We start from the raw sequence: 16138 nt of genomic DNA, 5'->3' as shown, positions 1-16138 counted from the left end.
TGGCGTGCAAAACTGCGAGGGTTCGCGAAATGCACCTACGCACCAGGAGCCAGCGCATGGCGTCATTCCTCTACCGCATCGGGCGGTCCGCCTATCTGTTCAGATGGCGGTTCATCGCAGCCTGGATGCTGTTGATCGTCGGTGTCGGCACGGCCGCCGCCACGCTGACGCAGCAGACCAGCACCACCTTCTCGATCCCGGGACTGGAGTCCATCGAGACCCAGGAGGAGATGCAGGAGAGGTTCGCCGGCGCGGGCAGCCAGCTCGACGCCCCGACGGGGACCGTCGTCATCGGGGCGCCCGAGGGCAGCACCCTCACCGACCCGGCGGTGTCCGAGGACGTCGATGCCTTCCTCGCCGATCTGCAGGGCCTGGACTTTCTCGCCGGGACAGACGCGCTGGTCAGCCCGGTGATCGCGGCCGAGGGGCTGTCGGAGCAGTTGACCGCGGCCAAGGCCGAGCAGGGCATCGCCGAGGAGCAGATCGCGGCCGATATCGCCGCGTTGAGCCCGCTCAGCCCGGACGAGAGCACCGGCACGGTCGAGGTGCGGTTCGACGCCGAGAGCACGATGGACGTGCAGGCCGAGGACCGCGAGGCCTTCGCCGAGGTCGTCGCCGAGCACGAGGGCGACCTGACGATCGCGTACTCCGGCAACGCCTTCCAGATGTCCGAGATCAGCGCCGTCGGCGAGATCATCGGCATCGCGGTCGCCGCCGTGATCCTCCTGGTCACCTTCGGCTCGCTCATCGCCGCCGGCATGCCGTTGCTCACGGGCGTCATCGGCGTCGGGATCGGCATCGGCGGAATCTTCGCCGCCACCGCCTTCACCGACACGATCAACACCATGACGCCGACCCTGGCGTCCATGATCGGCCTGGCCGTGGGTATCGACTACGCGCTGTTCATCGTGTCGCGCTTCCGCACCGAGCTGGTCAAACACATCGGCGGCAACGATCTCGAGCCCGCCGAACTCGCGGAGAAACTCAAGGCGATCGACGCCCACAAGCGCGCACACCTCGCCGGGCTCGCGGTCGGCAAGGCCGGATCCGCGGTCGTCTTCGCAGGACTGACCGTGCTCATCGCCCTCGCGGCGCTGTCGATCATCAACATCCCGTTCCTCACCGCGATGGCGCTGTCCGCCGCCGCGACGGTGGCGATCGCCGTGCTGGTCGCGATCACGCTGCTGCCGGCCATCCTCGGCGCGGTCGGCACCAAGCTCTTCGCCGCCCGCATCAAGGGCGTCAAGGCGCCCGACCCGGAGGACGAGAAGCCGACGATGGGCCTGGCGTGGGTCCGCCGGATCCGTGCCCGTCCCGTGCTCTTCGCGGGCGCCGGTGTCCTGCTGCTCCTCCTGCTGGCCATCCCGGCCGCGCAGCTGCGGCTGGCCATGCCGTCCGACGGCACGATGGCCCCGGACACCCCGAACCGTATGGCGTACGACATGACGGAGGAAGCGTTCGGCCCGGGCCGCAACGCCCCGATGATCGCGCTCGTCGACACCCTGCAGGTGCCGGAGGAGGAGCGTCCGGCGGCGTGGGCCGCCGCGGTGGATCAGATCCAGGCGTTCGACGGGGTGGAGAACGCACAGATCATCGAAACCAACGAGGCCGGTGACGCCGCCCAGGTGCTCATCACCCCCGAGTACGGTGCCACCGACGAGCGCGCCGCGAGCGTCCTCGAGGAGATCCGGTCCGGAGCCGAGGGCTTCGAGCAGGAGACCGGGGGGACCTACTCCGTCACCGGCGTCACCCCGATCTACGAGGACATCTCCGAGCGTCTGACCGAGGTGCTGCTGCCGTATGTCGGCATCGTCCTCGCGCTCGCGTTCGTGCTGCTCATGTTGGTGTTCCGGTCGATCTGGGTGCCGCTGATCGCCGCCCTGGGCTTCGGTCTCTCGGTGGCGGCGACCTTCGGCATCACCGTCGCGATCTGGCAGGAGGGTTGGCTGGGCATCATCTCCGATCCGCAGCCGGTCATCAGCTTCCTGCCCATCATGCTCATCGGCATCGTGTTCGGGCTCGCCATGGACTACCAGGTCTTCCTGGTCTCGCGCATGCGCGAGGGCTGGGTCCACGGCAAGACCGCCCACAACGCGGTCGCCAACGGCTTCAAGCACGGCGCCCGTGTGGTCACCGCGGCGGCCCTGATCATGATCAGCGTCTTCGCCGCGTTCATGTTGATCGACGAGCAGTTCATCAAGGTGATGGGCTTCGCCCTGGCGGTCGCCGTGCTGTTCGACGCCTTCATCGTCCGCATGACGATCATCCCCGCGGTGATGTTCCTCCTCGGCGAGCGCGCCTGGGGCCTGCCGCGGTGGTTGGACAAGATCCTCCCCCCCGTCGACGTGGAGGGCTCCGCCCTGGAGACCGGGCAGCAGGAGAGCTCCGCTGTGGCATCCGCCGACGGTGGTGAGAAGGCCCGCGTCGATGCCTAGCCTGCGTGAGCGCAAGAAGGCCGACACCCGCACCCGCCTCTCGGCGGCCGCAGTGGAACTGCTGGTCGCCGAGGGGGCGGAGCGGGCGACGGTCTCGGCCATCGCCGGGAGGGCGGGTGTCTCGACCCGGACGTTCCACAACTACTTCGCCCACCGCGAGGACGCGTTCGTGCACTTCCTGCGCGAACAGATCGCCGAATGGGTGCGGCAGGTGGAGCAGGCGCCGGCAGACCTGTCGCCACTGGATGTCCTGCGCTCGACCTTCCACGAGCTCTACGGGCGCTCGGCGGACGACATCGACGCCGCCGAGAACCTGCTGGTGGCCGGGGAGCAGATCGGCCTCATGCTGGGCCCGGACGCCCGGACCAGCATCGCCGAGAACATCCTGGATCCGCTCTACGAGGCGGTCGGCCGCCGCGCACCGCAGCTCAACCGGTTCCGGGTCCGCGTCATGGTCGACCTGAGCCTCGCCGCCGGGGCGTCGGTGCTCAGGCACCGACCGGGTGGGGCCGGGCCCGCCGACTCCGCCGAGTCCTACCTGGACGACGCGTTCGATCTCCTCCAACACGGCGCCGCGAGGTTCCTCGAGCGCGACTGAGCAGCACGACCGAACAGCGCGACCGAACAGCACGACCGAACAGCACGACCGAACAGCGCGACCGGGCTGGCGCGACCGGGTCAGTACAGCCGGGGAGCCTCCCCGCAGCGGACGAGTTCGCCGTCGACACCGGCCCGCGCGCCGTGCTCCCGCAGGCGCGCGGCCAGCTCGTCGGGCGGCGGGTTGTGGTGGCCCAGGTGCACGGCCACCACGTCGGTCCGCTCGTCGACCGCCCCGATGTCCCGGAGTCTCCGGAGCATCGCCCCGAACCGGTCCAGGCCCAGGTGGGCGGGGGAGATCTCCTCGCGGTCGCCCAGCGTCTCCTCGAGGAAGACCGCGTCGTAGCGGGCGCCGCGCACCGCGGTGAACCACTCGTCGTCCCACGGCCCGGTGTCGCTAGCCCACAGCAGGCGGGCGCCGCCGGGCCCGGTCACGTCGTAGAGCACCGCGTCGCCCGCGCGGAACACGCGGTGCCGGGCGGGCAACACGCGTACGTCGTACGCGCCCACCCTGAGCCGGTCGCCGGCGGTGACGGGGACGAAGCGCACCGGGTCGTCGGGGCCCACCCAGGGCCGACACGCGTCGAGCGCGTCCGGGGGTCCGACCACCTCCAGCTCGCCGGCGTCGGGGACCCACGAGCGAAAGAGCAGGACCTGGGGTCCAAGATGGTCGGCGTGGGCATGCGTGACGAGCAGATGTCCCACCGCCGCCAGAGACCGTCCGAGCCGCACGGCTGAGCCGGGCGCCTCCGGTCCGCAGTCGATCAGCAGCTCGTCGTCGACAAGCGCGGAGGTCTGGCCGCGCACCACGCCGAGCCGGCGTGCCTCCTCGCACGACGGGCACCGACAGAACGGGTTGGGCCAGCCGTCCGCGGCGCCGGTCCCCAGCAGGACGACCTCCATCAGACGCCCGCCCCCGGCGCCGCGCCGGGCGCCGACCCGTGCGCGGGGTCCGGGCCCGCCTCGCGCAGCGGCAACACGGCGCGGCCGTCGCGGCGGTCGAGGACCTCCACGCGCGCGTCGTAGACCTGCGCCACCCGCTCGACGGTGAGGACCTCCTCGGGCCGGCCGTCGGCCACCACACGGCCCCGGTCGAGCAACACCAGCCGCTGCCCGTAGTGGGCGGCCGAGGTGAGGTCGTGCATCGCCGCCACGACGGTCAGGCCGGTCTCGCGGCGCATGGAGTCCACCAGGTCGAGCACCTGCTGCTGGTGGCCGATGTCCAGCGCGCTGGTGGGCTCGTCGAGCAGCAGTACCCGCGGTTCCTGGGCCAGCGAGCGGCCCAACACCACCCGCTGCAGCTCACCGCCGGACAGCGTCGTGGCGGTGCGCGAGGCCAGGTCGTGCAGGTCCAGGCGGTCGATGACGCGGTCGACGACCTCGTGGTCGTCGGCGCTCTCGGTGCCGAACCGGCCGATGTGCGGGGTGCGGCCGAGCCCGATGAGTTCGCGCGCCGTGACCCCCTCGGGGACGACCGGGCGCTGCGGCATCATCGCCACGGTCCGTGCCACCCTGCGGCGACCCGCGCGGCGCGGGGTCAGCCCGTCGACCTCGATGTGGCCGGCGGCGGGGATGAGCCCGGCGAGCGCGAACAGCAGGGTCGTCTTACCCGAGCCGTTGGGGCCCACCAGCGACACCCACGATCCGGCGTCGACGGCGAGGTCGATGCCGTGGAGGATGGCCGTGCGGTCCCGGGTGACGTGCAGGTCGCGGCAGGCCAGTGCGACAGGCGCGGGTGACGCGGCCGCCGCGGGTGACGCGGGTGGTGTGGCGGTCATATGTTCCCCCGGCTGCGGCGCAGGACGATGAGGAAGAACGGGGCGCCGATCGCGGCGGTGACCACGCCGATGGGCAGCTCGGCCGGGCTCATCGCGGTGCGGGCGACCACGTCGGCCAGGATGAGGAACGCCGCGCCTACCAGCAGCGACACCGGCAGCAGCAGCCGGTGCCCGGGCCCGATGAGCATCCGCACGGCGTGCGGGATGACGATGCCCACGAACCCGATCAGGCCCGACACGGACACCACCGCCGCCGTGCCGAGGGTGGCCACGCTGATGAGGACCAGGCGCACCCGCGCCGGGGCGATCCCCAGCGTCGCGGCCTCGGCGTCCCCGACCGCCATCACGTCGAGGGTGCGCCGGAACAGGGCGATCACGGCCACCGCCACGAGCACGTACGGCAGCACGGTCTGCACGTCGGCCCAGCCGCTGGTCGTGAGGCGGCCGAGCATCCACGAGTACACCTGCCGCAGGGTCTCGTCGTGGCGCTGCATGAAGAACGTCTGGATGGCGCTGGCGAACGCCGCCACGGCGACGCCGGCGAGGATGATGACCACCTCGCTGCGTCCGCCGCCGACACTGCGGCCCAGCGTGTAGGTGGCCAGCACCGCGATCATGCCGCCGGCGAACGCGGCGGGCGGCACCATCGCCGAGCCCATCGCGCCGCCCACGACGATCGCCAGGGTGGCGCCCAGCCCCGCCCCGCTGGACACCCCCAGCAGGTACGGGTCGGCGAGCGGGTTGCGGAACACGCCCTGGTAGGTGGCCCCGGCGATCGCCAGCATCGCGCCGACGATCGCGCCCAGCACCACGCGCGGGATGCGGATCTCCCACAGGATGACCCGCTGACGCTCGGTGAACCCGGAGTCGATGTCGACCAGCGGCAACCGGCCCACCAGCTCAAGCACCACGCCGCGCGGGGTGAGGCCGGCCGGGCCGATGAGGGTGCCGAGCAGGACCGCCGCGGCCAGCAACAGCGTCGCCCCGCCCAGCACGAGGGCGTGGCGGGGCGACGGGCGGGTCACGAGGCGGGCTGGTTCGCGGGGCTCCCCGCGGTCTCCGGCGCGGCATCGGGCACCGAGGTGACGATCGCGGCGACCTCGCGCATGAAGTCGACCACGCGCGGGCCCCACCGGCTGGACAGGTCCTCGTCGACCAGGTGGACGCGGCCGTCGCGCACGGCGGTGAGTCCGTCCCAGCCCGGTCGCTCGGCCACGACCTCGGGCGTGATGCCGCAGCACTGGCCGTCGGCGAGGAACACCAGGTCCGGGTCGGCCTCGAGGATGAGTTCCTCGGACAGCTGCGGGTAGGGGTTGTCGCCCGTGGCGATCGAGGTCAGGCCGAGCAGGGAGTAGATCTCGCCGATATAGGTGTCGTCGGTGACGGTGTAGTAGGTGTCGTCGAGTTCGTGGAAGTACGTCAGCGGCGTCTCGCGCTCCGGCACGGAGGCGACGATCTCGTCGATCTCGCTCTGCATCCGCGACACGAGTTCGGCGGCCTCGCCGATGTGCCCGGTGGCCGCCCCGACCTGCTCGAGCTGGGTGTAGGTGTCGTCGAGGGTCTGCGCGGCGGGCAGTTGCAGCACCTCGACGCCGGAGCGTTCGAGGCCGGCCACGATGTCCCCGGTGTCGTCGGTGAGCACGACGAGGTCCGGCGCGTAGCCCAGGATCGCCTCGAGGTTGGGCGTGTAGCCGGACAGGTCGGTGACCGGGGCGTCGGAGGGGAAGTCGGACCGCTCGTCGACCGCCACGACGCTGTCCCCGGCGCCGACGGCGTAGAGCATCTCGGTGGTGGTGGGGGCCAGCGACACGATCGCCTGCGGTTCCTCCGCCGCGGCGGAGGTCTGGTCGGCCGGGGCCGGTTCGTCGCCGCCGGTGCCGCTACACGCGGTGGCGACCAGCGCCAGGGCGGCCAGGGGGGCGAGCAGCAGCGAGCGGGCTCGTGGATGGTGCATGGCATCCTCCGTGATTCGGAGGACGAAAACAGCTCGGGCCGCGGCCTGGGCCGCTGCACGCGACCGTCCTTCGTCCGAGGTCAGTACGTACGGCTGCCGCGGAACCGGCCGACCTGGCTCGCCCGTCCTGAGACGGGATCACAGTTGCGGGACAGCGTCGGATTCGCACCGACTTCCGCCGAGTTGCCGCGGGGTCCGACGCTGGTGGCCGGACCCGTCGAGGGTATCCCACCCGTCGTCGCGTCCGCCCATCTGCGTGCCTCTGCCGCCGCCCCTGTTCGAGCCGTCCCCGCGTCTGGCCGGGGCGGGCCGAGGGCGCGCGGAGGCGGTGGCGTTCGTCCGAGGAGGATGGACACAAGATCTGTCGGCAGTGGGAGAGGACCGTGGAGATGACGACGACGAGTTCTGCAGGCGAGGGGCCTTCGGCCGCGGATCTGCGCGAGCAGGGTTTCGCGACCAGGCGCGACGTGATGAGCGACGCCTTCGTCGACCGGGCCATGGACCGGGCTGCCGGGACGGCGTCGGAGGCGATCCAGCACGTGGTCACCGAGAACGTGTGGGGCAACATCTGGAACCGGCCCGGGCTGGGCCGCCGGGACCGCAGCCTGCTCAACATCGGGATGCTCGTCGCACTGCGTGCGGACGCCGAGCTGGCGGGGCACGTGCGCGGCGGGCTGACCAACGGGTTGACCCGCGAGGAGATCACCGAGGCGGTCATCCACGCGTCGGGGTACTGCGGTGCGCCGGCGGCCCTCTCGGCGATGAGGACCGTCCAGGCCGTCTTCGACGATCTCGACGGGTAGTCGCACATCGGCCGGGGAGGTCGTGGACGGCAGGTAGTCTCGTCCCCAGAGTGACAGACGCCACCCCTCGATCAAGGAGCCCCCATGCGCAGCACGATGATGCCGGAGCAGCTGAAAATCAGCACGATCCTGCAGTTCGGCTCGACCGTCCACTCCGATGCGGTCATCACCACCTGGACCGATCAGGGCCCACGGAAGATCTCCTTCGGGGACCTGGGCAAGCGCGCCGCTCAGTTGGCCCATGCGCTGCGCTCCCTCGGGGTTGACGGTGACCAGCGGGTCGCGACGTTCCAGTGGAACAACTCCGAGCACATGGAGGCGTACCTGGCGATCCCGTCGATGGGCGCGGTGCTGCACCCCCTGAACATCCGCCTGTTCCCGGATCAGCTCGAGTTCGTGGCCAATCACGCCGAGGACAAGGTCATCATCGTCGACCCGACCCTGATCCCGCTGCTGCAGCCGTTGCTGCCGCGGTTCTCCACGGTCGAGCACGTCCTCGTCACCGGTGGGGGCGCCGCGAACCTGGAGGCCCCCGAGGGAATCCGGGTGCATGACTACGAGGAGCTTCTCGCCGAGCAGCCCACGGAGTTCGAGTGGCCGGAGGTGGACGAGAACGACGGCGCCGCGATGTGTTACACCTCGGGCACCACGGGCGACCCGAAGGGCGTCGTCTACTCGCATCGCTCGATCTACCTGCACTCGATGCAGGTGTGCATGTCGGACGGCATGGATATCTCGGTCGACGACAACGTGCTGGCGATCGTGCCGATGTTCCACGCCATGTCGTGGGGCCTGCCGTACGCCGCGTTCATGGTGGGGGCGTCGTTGCTCATGCCGGAGCGTTTCCTGCAGCCGGAGCCGCTCGCGGCGATGATCGCCAGTGAGCGCCCGACCCTCGCGGCCGCCGTGCCCACCATCTGGATGGCGGTCGACGCGTACTCGGTCGACCATCCCATCGACATGTCGAGCTTCCGCTCCGTCGTCGTGGGCGGCAGCTCCTGCCCGGCGGAACTGATCCGCAAGTTCCGGGACAAGTACGGGATCAATATCACCCATGCGTGGGGCATGACCGAGACCTCGCCCATCGGCACGCTGTCCCGGCCGAAGGCGTCCCTGCCGGAGGACGAGCAGTTCAAGCTGCGTCTCACCCAGGGGCGGCTGCTCGCCGGCGTCGAGGCCCGGATCGTTGACGATGCCGGCACGGAGCTGCCCTGGGACGGGGAGTCCGTCGGCGAGCTGCAGGTCCGTGGACCGTGGATCACCGGGAGCTACTACAAGGTGGACGACTCGGATCAGTTCGACGACGGCTGGCTGCGCACCGGCGACGTGGGCTACATCAAGCCGGAGGGCTTCCTCCAGCTCACCGACCGCGCCAAGGACATCATCAAGTCCGGTGGCGAGTGGATCTCCTCGGTCGAGGTCGAGAACTACCTGCTCGAGCACCCGTCCGTCGCCGAGGCCGCGGTAATCGGCATCCCGGATCCCAAGTGGGACGAGCGGCCGCTGGCCACGATCGTGGTCAGGGACGGTGTGCCCGACCCGAGCGTCGAGGAGTTGCGCGATCACCTGGCCGAGCGGATGGCCAAGTGGCAGGTGCCGGAGAAGTTCGCGTTCGTCGACGAGATCCCCAAGACCTCGGTCGGCAAGCTCGACAAGAAGCGCATCCGCGTCTCGCATTCCGACGGCGACCTCACCGTGGTCAACGCCCTGGAGAACTAGGCAGGCGGAAGGTCGAACGCGGGAACGCGTCGTCGGCCAGCGGAGGGCCCGGGATTGCGGTATGACCGCCCCCGGGCCCTGCTTCTGCGCTACTGGCTGCTCGGTGCCAACCGTCCCGCCGGCCGCCACGCTGGCCGCCACGCTGGCCGCCGCCACGCTGGCCGCCGCCACGCTGGCCGCCGCCACGCTGGCCGTCCCGCCGGCCGACACGCTGGCCGTCCCGCCCCCCGCCGCCGCGGCATCATCGCCGAGCAGAGGATTTCGCTCAGACCCACTCGGGCGATACAGGCGAAATCCTCTGGACGGCGGAGGCCGGGCGGGCGGCGGGTCAGTTCGCGGCGACGCGTGCCAGCGGCCGGAGCGAGACGGGCAGTCCGTCCGCGGGGTAGGGCAGCGAGTCGTTCTTCATGGGCGGCACGTAGGCCAGCGGGACCGACCACTCGAAGTGGCGTAGCAGCGCGCTGAGCACCAGCTTGGACTCGAGGTTGGCGAAGATCATGCCGAGGCACTTGTGCACCCCGCCGCCGAACGGCTCCCACGCGAAGCGGTGCGACTTGTCCTCCCGCCGCACGTCGGAAAAGCGTTCGGGGTCGAAGATCTCCGGGTCCGTCCAGTACTCGGGCATGTGGTGCGAGTACAGCGGCATGATCGAGGTGAGTCGTCCGGCCGGGATCTCCACGCCCAGGATCTCGGTGTCCTTGACCGTCTTGCGCGCCATCACCGGCACCGGCGGGTGCAGGCGTAGCGACTCCTTCATCACCAACGCCAGATCGGGCAGCTCCTCCAGCTCGGCCATGGTGGGGTGCGGGCCCAGGTCCTGGCACTGCCTGCGGAGCCGCTCCTGCCACTGGACGTCGCGGCCGAGCTCGTAGACCATCGAGGTGACCGTGCTGGTGGTGGTGTCGTGCGCGGCCATGAGCAGGAAGATCATCTGGTTGATGATGTCGTCGTCGTCGATCCCGCCGGAGGCGTCCGCCACCTGGCACAGGGCGGAGAACAGGTCCTCTCCCGGGTTGGCGCGCCGGGCCGGCAGGTGGCGGCGCAGGAACTCCTCGAGCAGCCGGCGCCCCCGCGCCGCTCGGCCCCACTTGGTGAACGGCACCGCGGTGGAACGGACATAGCCGTTCGCGGCCTGGACGCAGTCGACGAACGCTGTGTTGACCTTGTCGAGCTCCCCGGGCGCGGCGTATTCGGCGCCACCCATGAACACCTCGGTCGCCAGGTCGAGGGTGTGCGTCTTGAGCGCGGGATAGATCTGGAACGCCCGGTCCGGGGCCCAGGCGCCGATGCCCTCGTCGACCAGCGGGGCGAGCCTGCGGGTGTAGCCCTCGAGCCGGGGACGGGTGAACGCCTCCTGCATGATGTGCCGGTAGTGGTGGTGCTCCTCGAAGTCGAGCAGCATCAGCCCGCGGTTGAAGAACGGCCCCACCAGGTATCCCCAACCGGGGCCGCTGGCGAACGCCTTGTCCGCGTTCTGCAGGGCGGCCTGGCAGGCGTCGGGGCCGATCAGGGCGGTCCACGTGGCGCCGAGGAAGTTCAGGTCGGAGACGGGGCCGTGATCGCGATAGCGGCGGGCCATGGTCGCCAGCGGGCTGTGGACGTATTCGAGCGTGCCGCCGAGGATCGGCAGCTTGGAGCGCAGTGGGGCCGGGCCGGGTCGGTAGACCCTCTCCCGCGGATCACCAGGGATGGACATCAGGCACCTCGTTGTCGGGTGACCCCAGTGTGTGACAGCCGTCACTAGTTGTCACGCGATTACCGAAACCGGCGGTGTCGTTTCTTTCACCCGGCCCGGCCAGCCGGCAGTCCCGCCGGCCGTGACACCGCCGGCCGGCCGCCCCCCCCGACTCAGGCTCGGGCGACCAGTGCGTCGATGTCCACGCCGTCGGGCAGGGCGCCGTACTCGGCCGAGCGGTCGTCGCCGAGCCGGGCCAGGCAGAACGCCTCCGCGACCGGGGCCGGTGCGTGGGCCAGCAGGACCGCGCCCTGCTGGGCCAGCGCCATCGCCTCCACCAGGCGGCGGGCGATCCCGGGGGCGGCGCCCGGGTCGGCGGCCGCGCGGCCGATCAGCGCGCGCACCCGCTCGACGTGCCGGTCGTACAGCTCGTGACCGCCCAGCTGCGCGGCCAGTTCGGCGTCGAACGCGGTCACGGACTCCGGCTCGCGGGCCATCGCGCGCAGCACATCGAGCGCTATGACGTTGCCCGAGCCCTCCCACACCGCGAGGACCGGCTGCTCCCGGTAGCGGCGGGAGAGCGGGAACGACTCGGTGTACCCGTTGCCGCCGAGACATTCCAGCGATTCGTAGGCGTGGTTCGGCCCGCGCTTGCAGATCCAGTACTTGGCGACCGCGGTGGCGAGCCGGCGGTAGGGGGCGAACTCGTCGTCGTCGTACGCCGAGGCCAGGCGCAGCGCAGTCCACGTCGCGGCCTCCGCCTCCAACTGAAGGTCCGCCAGGACCGCGGCCATCGCGGGCTGGTCCACCAGCGTCGCTCCGAACGCGGCCCGGTGCCGGGCATGCCACGCCGCCTCGGCCACGCCCTGGCGCATGCCCGCCGCCGCGCCGAGCACGCAGTCCAGGCGGGTCCGGCCGACCATCTCGATGATCGTGCGCACGCCGCGGCCGGGTTCGCCGACCATCCAGCCGAGGGTGCCGTCGAACTCCACCTCCGACGACGCGTTGGACTTGTTGCCCAGCTTGTCCTTGAGGCGCTGCACGAGGAACGGGTTGCGTTCGCCGCCGGGCAGGACGCGCGGGACGAGGAAGCAGCTCAGGCCGGCCGGCGCCTGCGCCAGGACGAGGAACGCGTCCGACTGCGGGGCCGAGCAGAACCACTTGTGCCCGCGCAGGACGTGGCAGTCACCGTCACCGACGGGCTCGGCGGTGGTGGTGTTGGCGCGGACGTCCGAGCCGCCCTGCTTCTCGGTCATGGCCATCCCGAACAGCACGCCCGACTTGGTGGCGGGGTCGCGCAGTTCGGGGTCGTACACCGTCGACAGCAGCGCCGGCTCCCACTCGGCGGCCAGCTCGGGGCTCAACCGCAGCGACGGGACCACCGCGTGCGTCATCGACAGCGGGCACCCGTGGCCGGCCTCGATCTGCGACACCAGCATGAACCCCACGGCCCGCTCGACGTTCGCCCCCGGCCCCGGGTCGGCCCACGCCGAGGTGTGCAGCCCGCGGGACACCGAGTACTCCATGATCCGGTGGTAGGCGGGGTGGAACTCGATCTCGTCGACCCGGTTGCCCCACCGGTCGTGGGCGCGGTGCACCGGCGTGAGGGTGTTGGCCAGCTCCGCGTCGTGTTGGTACTGCTCGGTGCCCACGTGGCGGCCGATCTCGTGGAACCTCTCGACGCGGGCGTGCGGCGAGAACACCGCGACGGCCTCCTGCAGTGCCGGGTTGAGGGCGTACTCGTCCACGTCCACGCGGGGCGGCGCCTGGTTGAGGACCTCGTGGGTACTGCGGTGTCGGGTCGAGGACATGGGTGCTCCCCCTCCAGCTCTCGAAGAACTCAGCTCTTGAAGTACATCAACTGCGTCCCCGTGGCCAGCAGCGTGCCGTCGCGGCTCCACAGGCGCGCGGCCTCGTCGTGGTAGTTGCCGTGGAACCGGTGCGAGTGCACGCTGCCGAGCAGGAAGTCCGTGCCCTGGGCGGCGATCTCGTCGGCGGTGGCCAGGAAGTGGATCGTCAACGTCACCGTGCCCGCCGGAACCGGCCGACCGAGTCGGAGGAACGACCTCGGGAAGAACGAATCACACAGGGACGTCAGGGCGAGATGGTCGAGTCCGCGGGGCTGGGCGTCGCGGATCCACATCGTCGTCGTCGACTCCGGTTGCTCCTCACCGGAGGTCACGTCGTCCCACCCACCGGTGACGAACCGCATGTCGTAGTTGTCGACCCACCGCACACCGCGGTCCGACGTGGCGGCGGTGAGCTCCTCCGGCGCTGGGACGGCCGGAGGGGCGGTCTCGGTCTCCGACCACGTCTCGCGGCGCAGGCCGGTGATCGCGGTGGCAGTGGTGACGACCTCGTCGCCCTGGCGCATCTCCACCCACCAGTGCTGGTTGGAGCGGTTGGTGCGGGCGGGGCGGGCCTCGATCTGGAACTCGCCCTCGGCGACCGGCCCGGCGTAGTTGAGGGTCAGCGCGAGCGGGTCGCCGTGCTTCTCGGGGTGCTGCAGGATCGCGCCCAGCATGGTGGCCGCGGTGATGCCGCCGAACGGCCCGACCATGTTGGCCCACGCGGCGTGGGTGCGGCCGCGGAAGAGGTTCTCGCCGATCGGCTCCAGCGCGACGGCCTCGTCGAACACGTGGGTGGGGGCGTCCTGACCGGTCACGGGACCTCCTGTGGGGCGAGGGGATGGGCGCGGGCTCACCGTACCGAGCAGAGGGGCGACGACGACGAGGAATGCCCGCCGCCGGAGCCCGACCGCCGCCTCCCGGGCTCGCGCGCCGGCGGCGGCGCAGGTGAGGCGGGTGACACCGGTTGACCCCCTTGGTGGCCCTTTATATAGTAAGGGCGTCCTCACAATGGGTGTGGCTCCGAGCGTGCAGGAGACGCGCGATGACCGGACTACCCAAGCTCGCTGTCTCGAGAACGCTGATCGCGGTTCTGGCGGCGCTCGCCGCCGTGCTCGTGGTGGGGGTCGGTGTGGTGGCGCTCGTCCGTCCCGGAGGCGACCGCTCGGAACCGGTGGCCACCGATGCCACGACGTCCTCACCTGAGACCTCTCCCTCGTCGCCCCGCATGTCGCGGCTGGCACCGCGCTCGTCGGCGCCCGAGGTCACCGGAATGCTCGAGGTGTCGGGCCCCGCGTGCGACGCCCCGGTGATCAACTCCGACCTGTTGTACCCGAACAGTGCCGCGCGGATCATCGACTGCGAGTCCGGGTGGGCGGTCATGGCCAGTCCCGTCTCGGGTGACCCGTACTGGGTGGCGTATTCGGATGGCAGGTGGCGCAGGGTCGGGGACGTGTCGATCTACCTGGGGACGTGTCCGGACGAGGCGATCGCCCTGGGCGCCCCCGCGTGGATGGCGAGCAAGCACCTGGGGGACTGCACGCCGCGGGACCGGAGCGCCCCGGCGGCGCCGGCGGCGCCGGGGGCGGCGACGGTCGCGTCCACGCCCGCGCCTCGCGCGACGACCCCGACCCCGGCCGCGACTTCCCCGACTCGCACGAGTACGCGGACCGGGTCGCCGTCGGAGGAGTCCACGTCATCGCCGGCGAGCACCTCGCGGGCCACCGCCACCTCGCCGACCTCTTCCACGCCCACCCAGGTGCCTACCTCCACCGCGTCGGGCGACGACGCGGCCGCGGACGGCGGCTAGCCCCGCGGCCACCGCTGGCGGATAGCGGCGCGAAAGGGATCCGGACAGGGCGCCGGTCGGGAGAGAATCGGGATCATGCAGCCAGTCCAGCCGCCGACGTTCACCGAACTCACCGAGGGGCGGATCGCGCCGCCCATGGCCGCCCGCCCGGGCCCGGACCTCGCGGCGGCGGGGTTCACGGAGTCGGAGTGGGCGGCGTCAGGCGAGGCGGTGTCCTACTCGGTCGGCGAACTGCCCACCGACGGGCGCGTCCGGTTGGCTCCGGCCGACTCGGCGCCGTTCGCCACCCGCGTGCTGGTCCGCCGCCCCGACGCCGCCCGGTTCAGCGGCGTGGTGCTGGTCGAGTGGCTCAACGTCAGCGGCGGCCAGGACGCCGCGCCGGAGTACACCTACCTCGCCGACGAGATCGTGCGCGCCGGCCACGCGTGGGTCGGGGTGTCGGCGCAGTTCATCGGAGTCGAGGGTGGCGACGCGGCCGTGGGGATGGGCGGGCAGACCGTCGGCCTGCGGGCGCAGCGGGCCGAGCGCTACGGCGAGCTCCACCACCCGGGTGACGCGTACTCCTACGACATCGTCACCCAGGTGGGCCGGTTCTGCCGCGAGGCGCGCGACGACGGCCCGCTGGCCGGGCTGGGGCCGGAGACGGTGCTCGCGATCGGGGAGTCGCAGTCGGCGATCGCCCTGACCTCCTACATCGACGGTGTGCACCCGCTGGTCGGCGTGTTCGACGGGTTCCTGCTGCACAGCCGCGGCGGGGGCGCGCTGCCGTTCGACGACAGGGGTTGCGCGGCCGGCATCGCCACCGCCGTCCGCTCGTCCACGATGCTCCTGCGCGACGACCTCGACACCCCCGTGTTCGTGGTCCAGGCCGAGGGTGATCTGGGTGGGTTGCTCGACTCGGCCCGCTCGCGTCAGCCCGACTCGAAGGCCATCGTCACCTGGGAGATCGCGGGCCAGGCGCACGCGGACGCCTACCAGTTGGGCGAGCTGGCGGGCCTGGTCGACTGCGGGGGCGCCATCAACAGTGGCCAGCAGGTGTTCGTGGTGCGGGCCGCGTTGCGTCACCTGGTGTCGTGGGTGTCCGGCGGGTCGCGCCCGCCTGCCGCGCCGCCGGTCGAGCTCGACGACGACGAGGTGGTCCCCGGCGATCTGGGCATCGGCCGGGGTGGCGTGCGGACCCCGGCCGTGGAGGCGCCGGTCGAGAGATTGGTCGGTGCGCCGTACCCGCAGTCCGCGCCGTTCTGCATGCTCCTCGGTCGCACGGAGGAGGTGGCCGAGGAGCAGTTGCGTCAGCGGTGGCCGGGCCGCGATGAGTACCTGCGGGCCTACGAGGAGGCCACCGACCGTCTCATCGCGGAGGGTTTCCTGCTGGCCGACGATCGCGCGGAGATTCTCGCCGACGCCCGCCCGGAGCGCATCAGCTGGTGAGTGCGGGACGTGAGCGCGACACCGCCGTGGAAGCGCGTACCCGCGGGGAGCGAGAACCGTCCTCCTCGGACCGTCTTGATGTCGCGCTCATT

13 protein-coding genes and 1 riboswitch are annotated in these 16138 nt (G+C 71.5%); of the genes, 6 read left to right on the top strand and 7 right to left on the bottom strand.

From position 1 onward, the window contains the following. The first annotated feature begins 56 nt into the window (after nucleotides 1-56). Together VZF99_RS15230 and VZF99_RS15225 are read left to right on the top strand one after the other, a co-directional pair. Nucleotides 57-2435, top strand: coding sequence for an MMPL family transporter (locus VZF99_RS15230; protein WP_120285498.1), 2379 nt, complete (start codon nucleotides 57-59; stop codon nucleotides 2433-2435). Beyond that, a complete protein-coding gene (locus VZF99_RS15225) occupies nucleotides 2428-3033 on the top strand; it encodes a TetR/AcrR family transcriptional regulator (RefSeq protein WP_120285497.1) in 606 nt (201 codons plus the stop codon). The genes VZF99_RS15230 and VZF99_RS15225 overlap by 8 nt, the downstream gene beginning before the upstream one ends. A gap of 80 nt (nucleotides 3034-3113) precedes the next feature. On the opposite strand, the gene VZF99_RS15220 is transcribed toward VZF99_RS15225, so the two are convergent. Genes VZF99_RS15220 through VZF99_RS15205 form a run of 4 tightly spaced genes read right to left on the bottom strand, consistent with a single transcriptional unit; the run spans nucleotide 3114 to nucleotide 6764 of the window. After that, nucleotides 3114-3935 carry an MBL fold metallo-hydrolase gene (locus VZF99_RS15220; RefSeq protein ID WP_120285496.1) on the bottom strand — a complete coding sequence of 274 codons (822 nt, stop codon included), beginning with the start codon at nucleotides 3933-3935 and terminating at the stop codon, nucleotides 3114-3116. Then, nucleotides 3935-4810 carry an ABC transporter ATP-binding protein gene (locus VZF99_RS15215; protein ID WP_407335255.1) on the bottom strand — a complete coding sequence of 292 codons (876 nt, stop codon included), beginning with the start codon at nucleotides 4808-4810 and terminating at the stop codon, nucleotides 3935-3937. The genes VZF99_RS15220 and VZF99_RS15215 overlap by 1 nt, the downstream gene beginning before the upstream one ends. Next, complete coding sequence (locus VZF99_RS15210; protein ID WP_407335254.1) at nucleotides 4807-5835, bottom strand: FecCD family ABC transporter permease; 1029 nt, start codon at nucleotides 5833-5835, stop codon at nucleotides 4807-4809. The genes VZF99_RS15215 and VZF99_RS15210 overlap by 4 nt, the downstream gene beginning before the upstream one ends. Next, nucleotides 5832-6764 (bottom strand): ABC transporter substrate-binding protein, encoded by a 933-nt coding sequence (locus VZF99_RS15205; protein WP_407335253.1) that lies wholly within the window; start codon nucleotides 6762-6764, stop codon nucleotides 5832-5834. The genes VZF99_RS15210 and VZF99_RS15205 overlap by 4 nt, the downstream gene beginning before the upstream one ends. Nucleotides 6765-6852: 88 nt before the next feature. Continuing rightward, nucleotides 6853-6997, bottom strand: a riboswitch (cobalamin riboswitch). 156 nt (nucleotides 6998-7153) lie between these two features. On the opposite strand from VZF99_RS15205, the gene VZF99_RS15200 reads away from it, so the two are divergent. Beyond that, nucleotides 7154-7567, top strand: a complete 414-nt coding sequence (locus VZF99_RS15200) for a carboxymuconolactone decarboxylase family protein (RefSeq protein WP_120285726.1) — start codon at nucleotides 7154-7156, stop codon at nucleotides 7565-7567. A gap of 84 nt (nucleotides 7568-7651) precedes the next feature. Further along, nucleotides 7652-9286 (top strand): long-chain fatty acid--CoA ligase, encoded by a 1635-nt coding sequence (locus tag VZF99_RS15195; protein ID WP_407335252.1) that lies wholly within the window; start codon nucleotides 7652-7654, stop codon nucleotides 9284-9286. 328 nt (nucleotides 9287-9614) lie between these two features. On the opposite strand, the gene VZF99_RS15190 is transcribed toward VZF99_RS15195, so the two are convergent. The 3 genes from VZF99_RS15190 to VZF99_RS15180 all read right to left on the bottom strand — a co-directional run bounded on the left by VZF99_RS15190 (nucleotide 9615) and on the right by VZF99_RS15180 (nucleotide 13626). Continuing rightward, the gene (locus VZF99_RS15190) at nucleotides 9615-10982 is read right to left on the bottom strand and encodes a cytochrome P450 (protein ID WP_407335251.1); all 1368 of its coding nucleotides are present in this window, start codon (nucleotides 10980-10982) and stop codon (nucleotides 9615-9617) included. A gap of 152 nt (nucleotides 10983-11134) precedes the next feature. Further along, the gene (locus tag VZF99_RS15185) at nucleotides 11135-12772 is read right to left on the bottom strand and encodes an acyl-CoA dehydrogenase family protein (protein WP_407335250.1); all 1638 of its coding nucleotides are present in this window, start codon (nucleotides 12770-12772) and stop codon (nucleotides 11135-11137) included. Between the two features lie 29 nt (nucleotides 12773-12801). After that, complete coding sequence (locus VZF99_RS15180; protein WP_271799752.1) at nucleotides 12802-13626, bottom strand: acyl-CoA thioesterase II; 825 nt, start codon at nucleotides 13624-13626, stop codon at nucleotides 12802-12804. A gap of 227 nt (nucleotides 13627-13853) precedes the next feature. On the opposite strand from VZF99_RS15180, the gene VZF99_RS15175 reads away from it, so the two are divergent. Then, nucleotides 13854-14618: a hypothetical protein gene (locus VZF99_RS15175; RefSeq protein WP_407335249.1), complete on the top strand. Its 765-nt coding sequence runs from the start codon at nucleotides 13854-13856 to the stop codon at nucleotides 14616-14618. A gap of 75 nt (nucleotides 14619-14693) precedes the next feature. After that, nucleotides 14694-16046, top strand: a complete 1353-nt coding sequence (locus tag VZF99_RS15170; RefSeq protein WP_407335248.1) for an alpha/beta hydrolase domain-containing protein — start codon at nucleotides 14694-14696, stop codon at nucleotides 16044-16046. Nucleotides 16047-16138 lie beyond the last annotated feature (92 nt).

The sequence above is a fragment of the Dietzia kunjamensis genome, from assembly GCF_045689975.1.
GTDB classification, from domain to species: domain Bacteria; phylum Actinomycetota; class Actinomycetes; order Mycobacteriales; family Mycobacteriaceae; genus Dietzia; species Dietzia kunjamensis.
The sequence above is the reverse complement of the archived record's forward strand: the minus strand, read 5'-3'. Positions and strand labels throughout refer to the sequence as shown.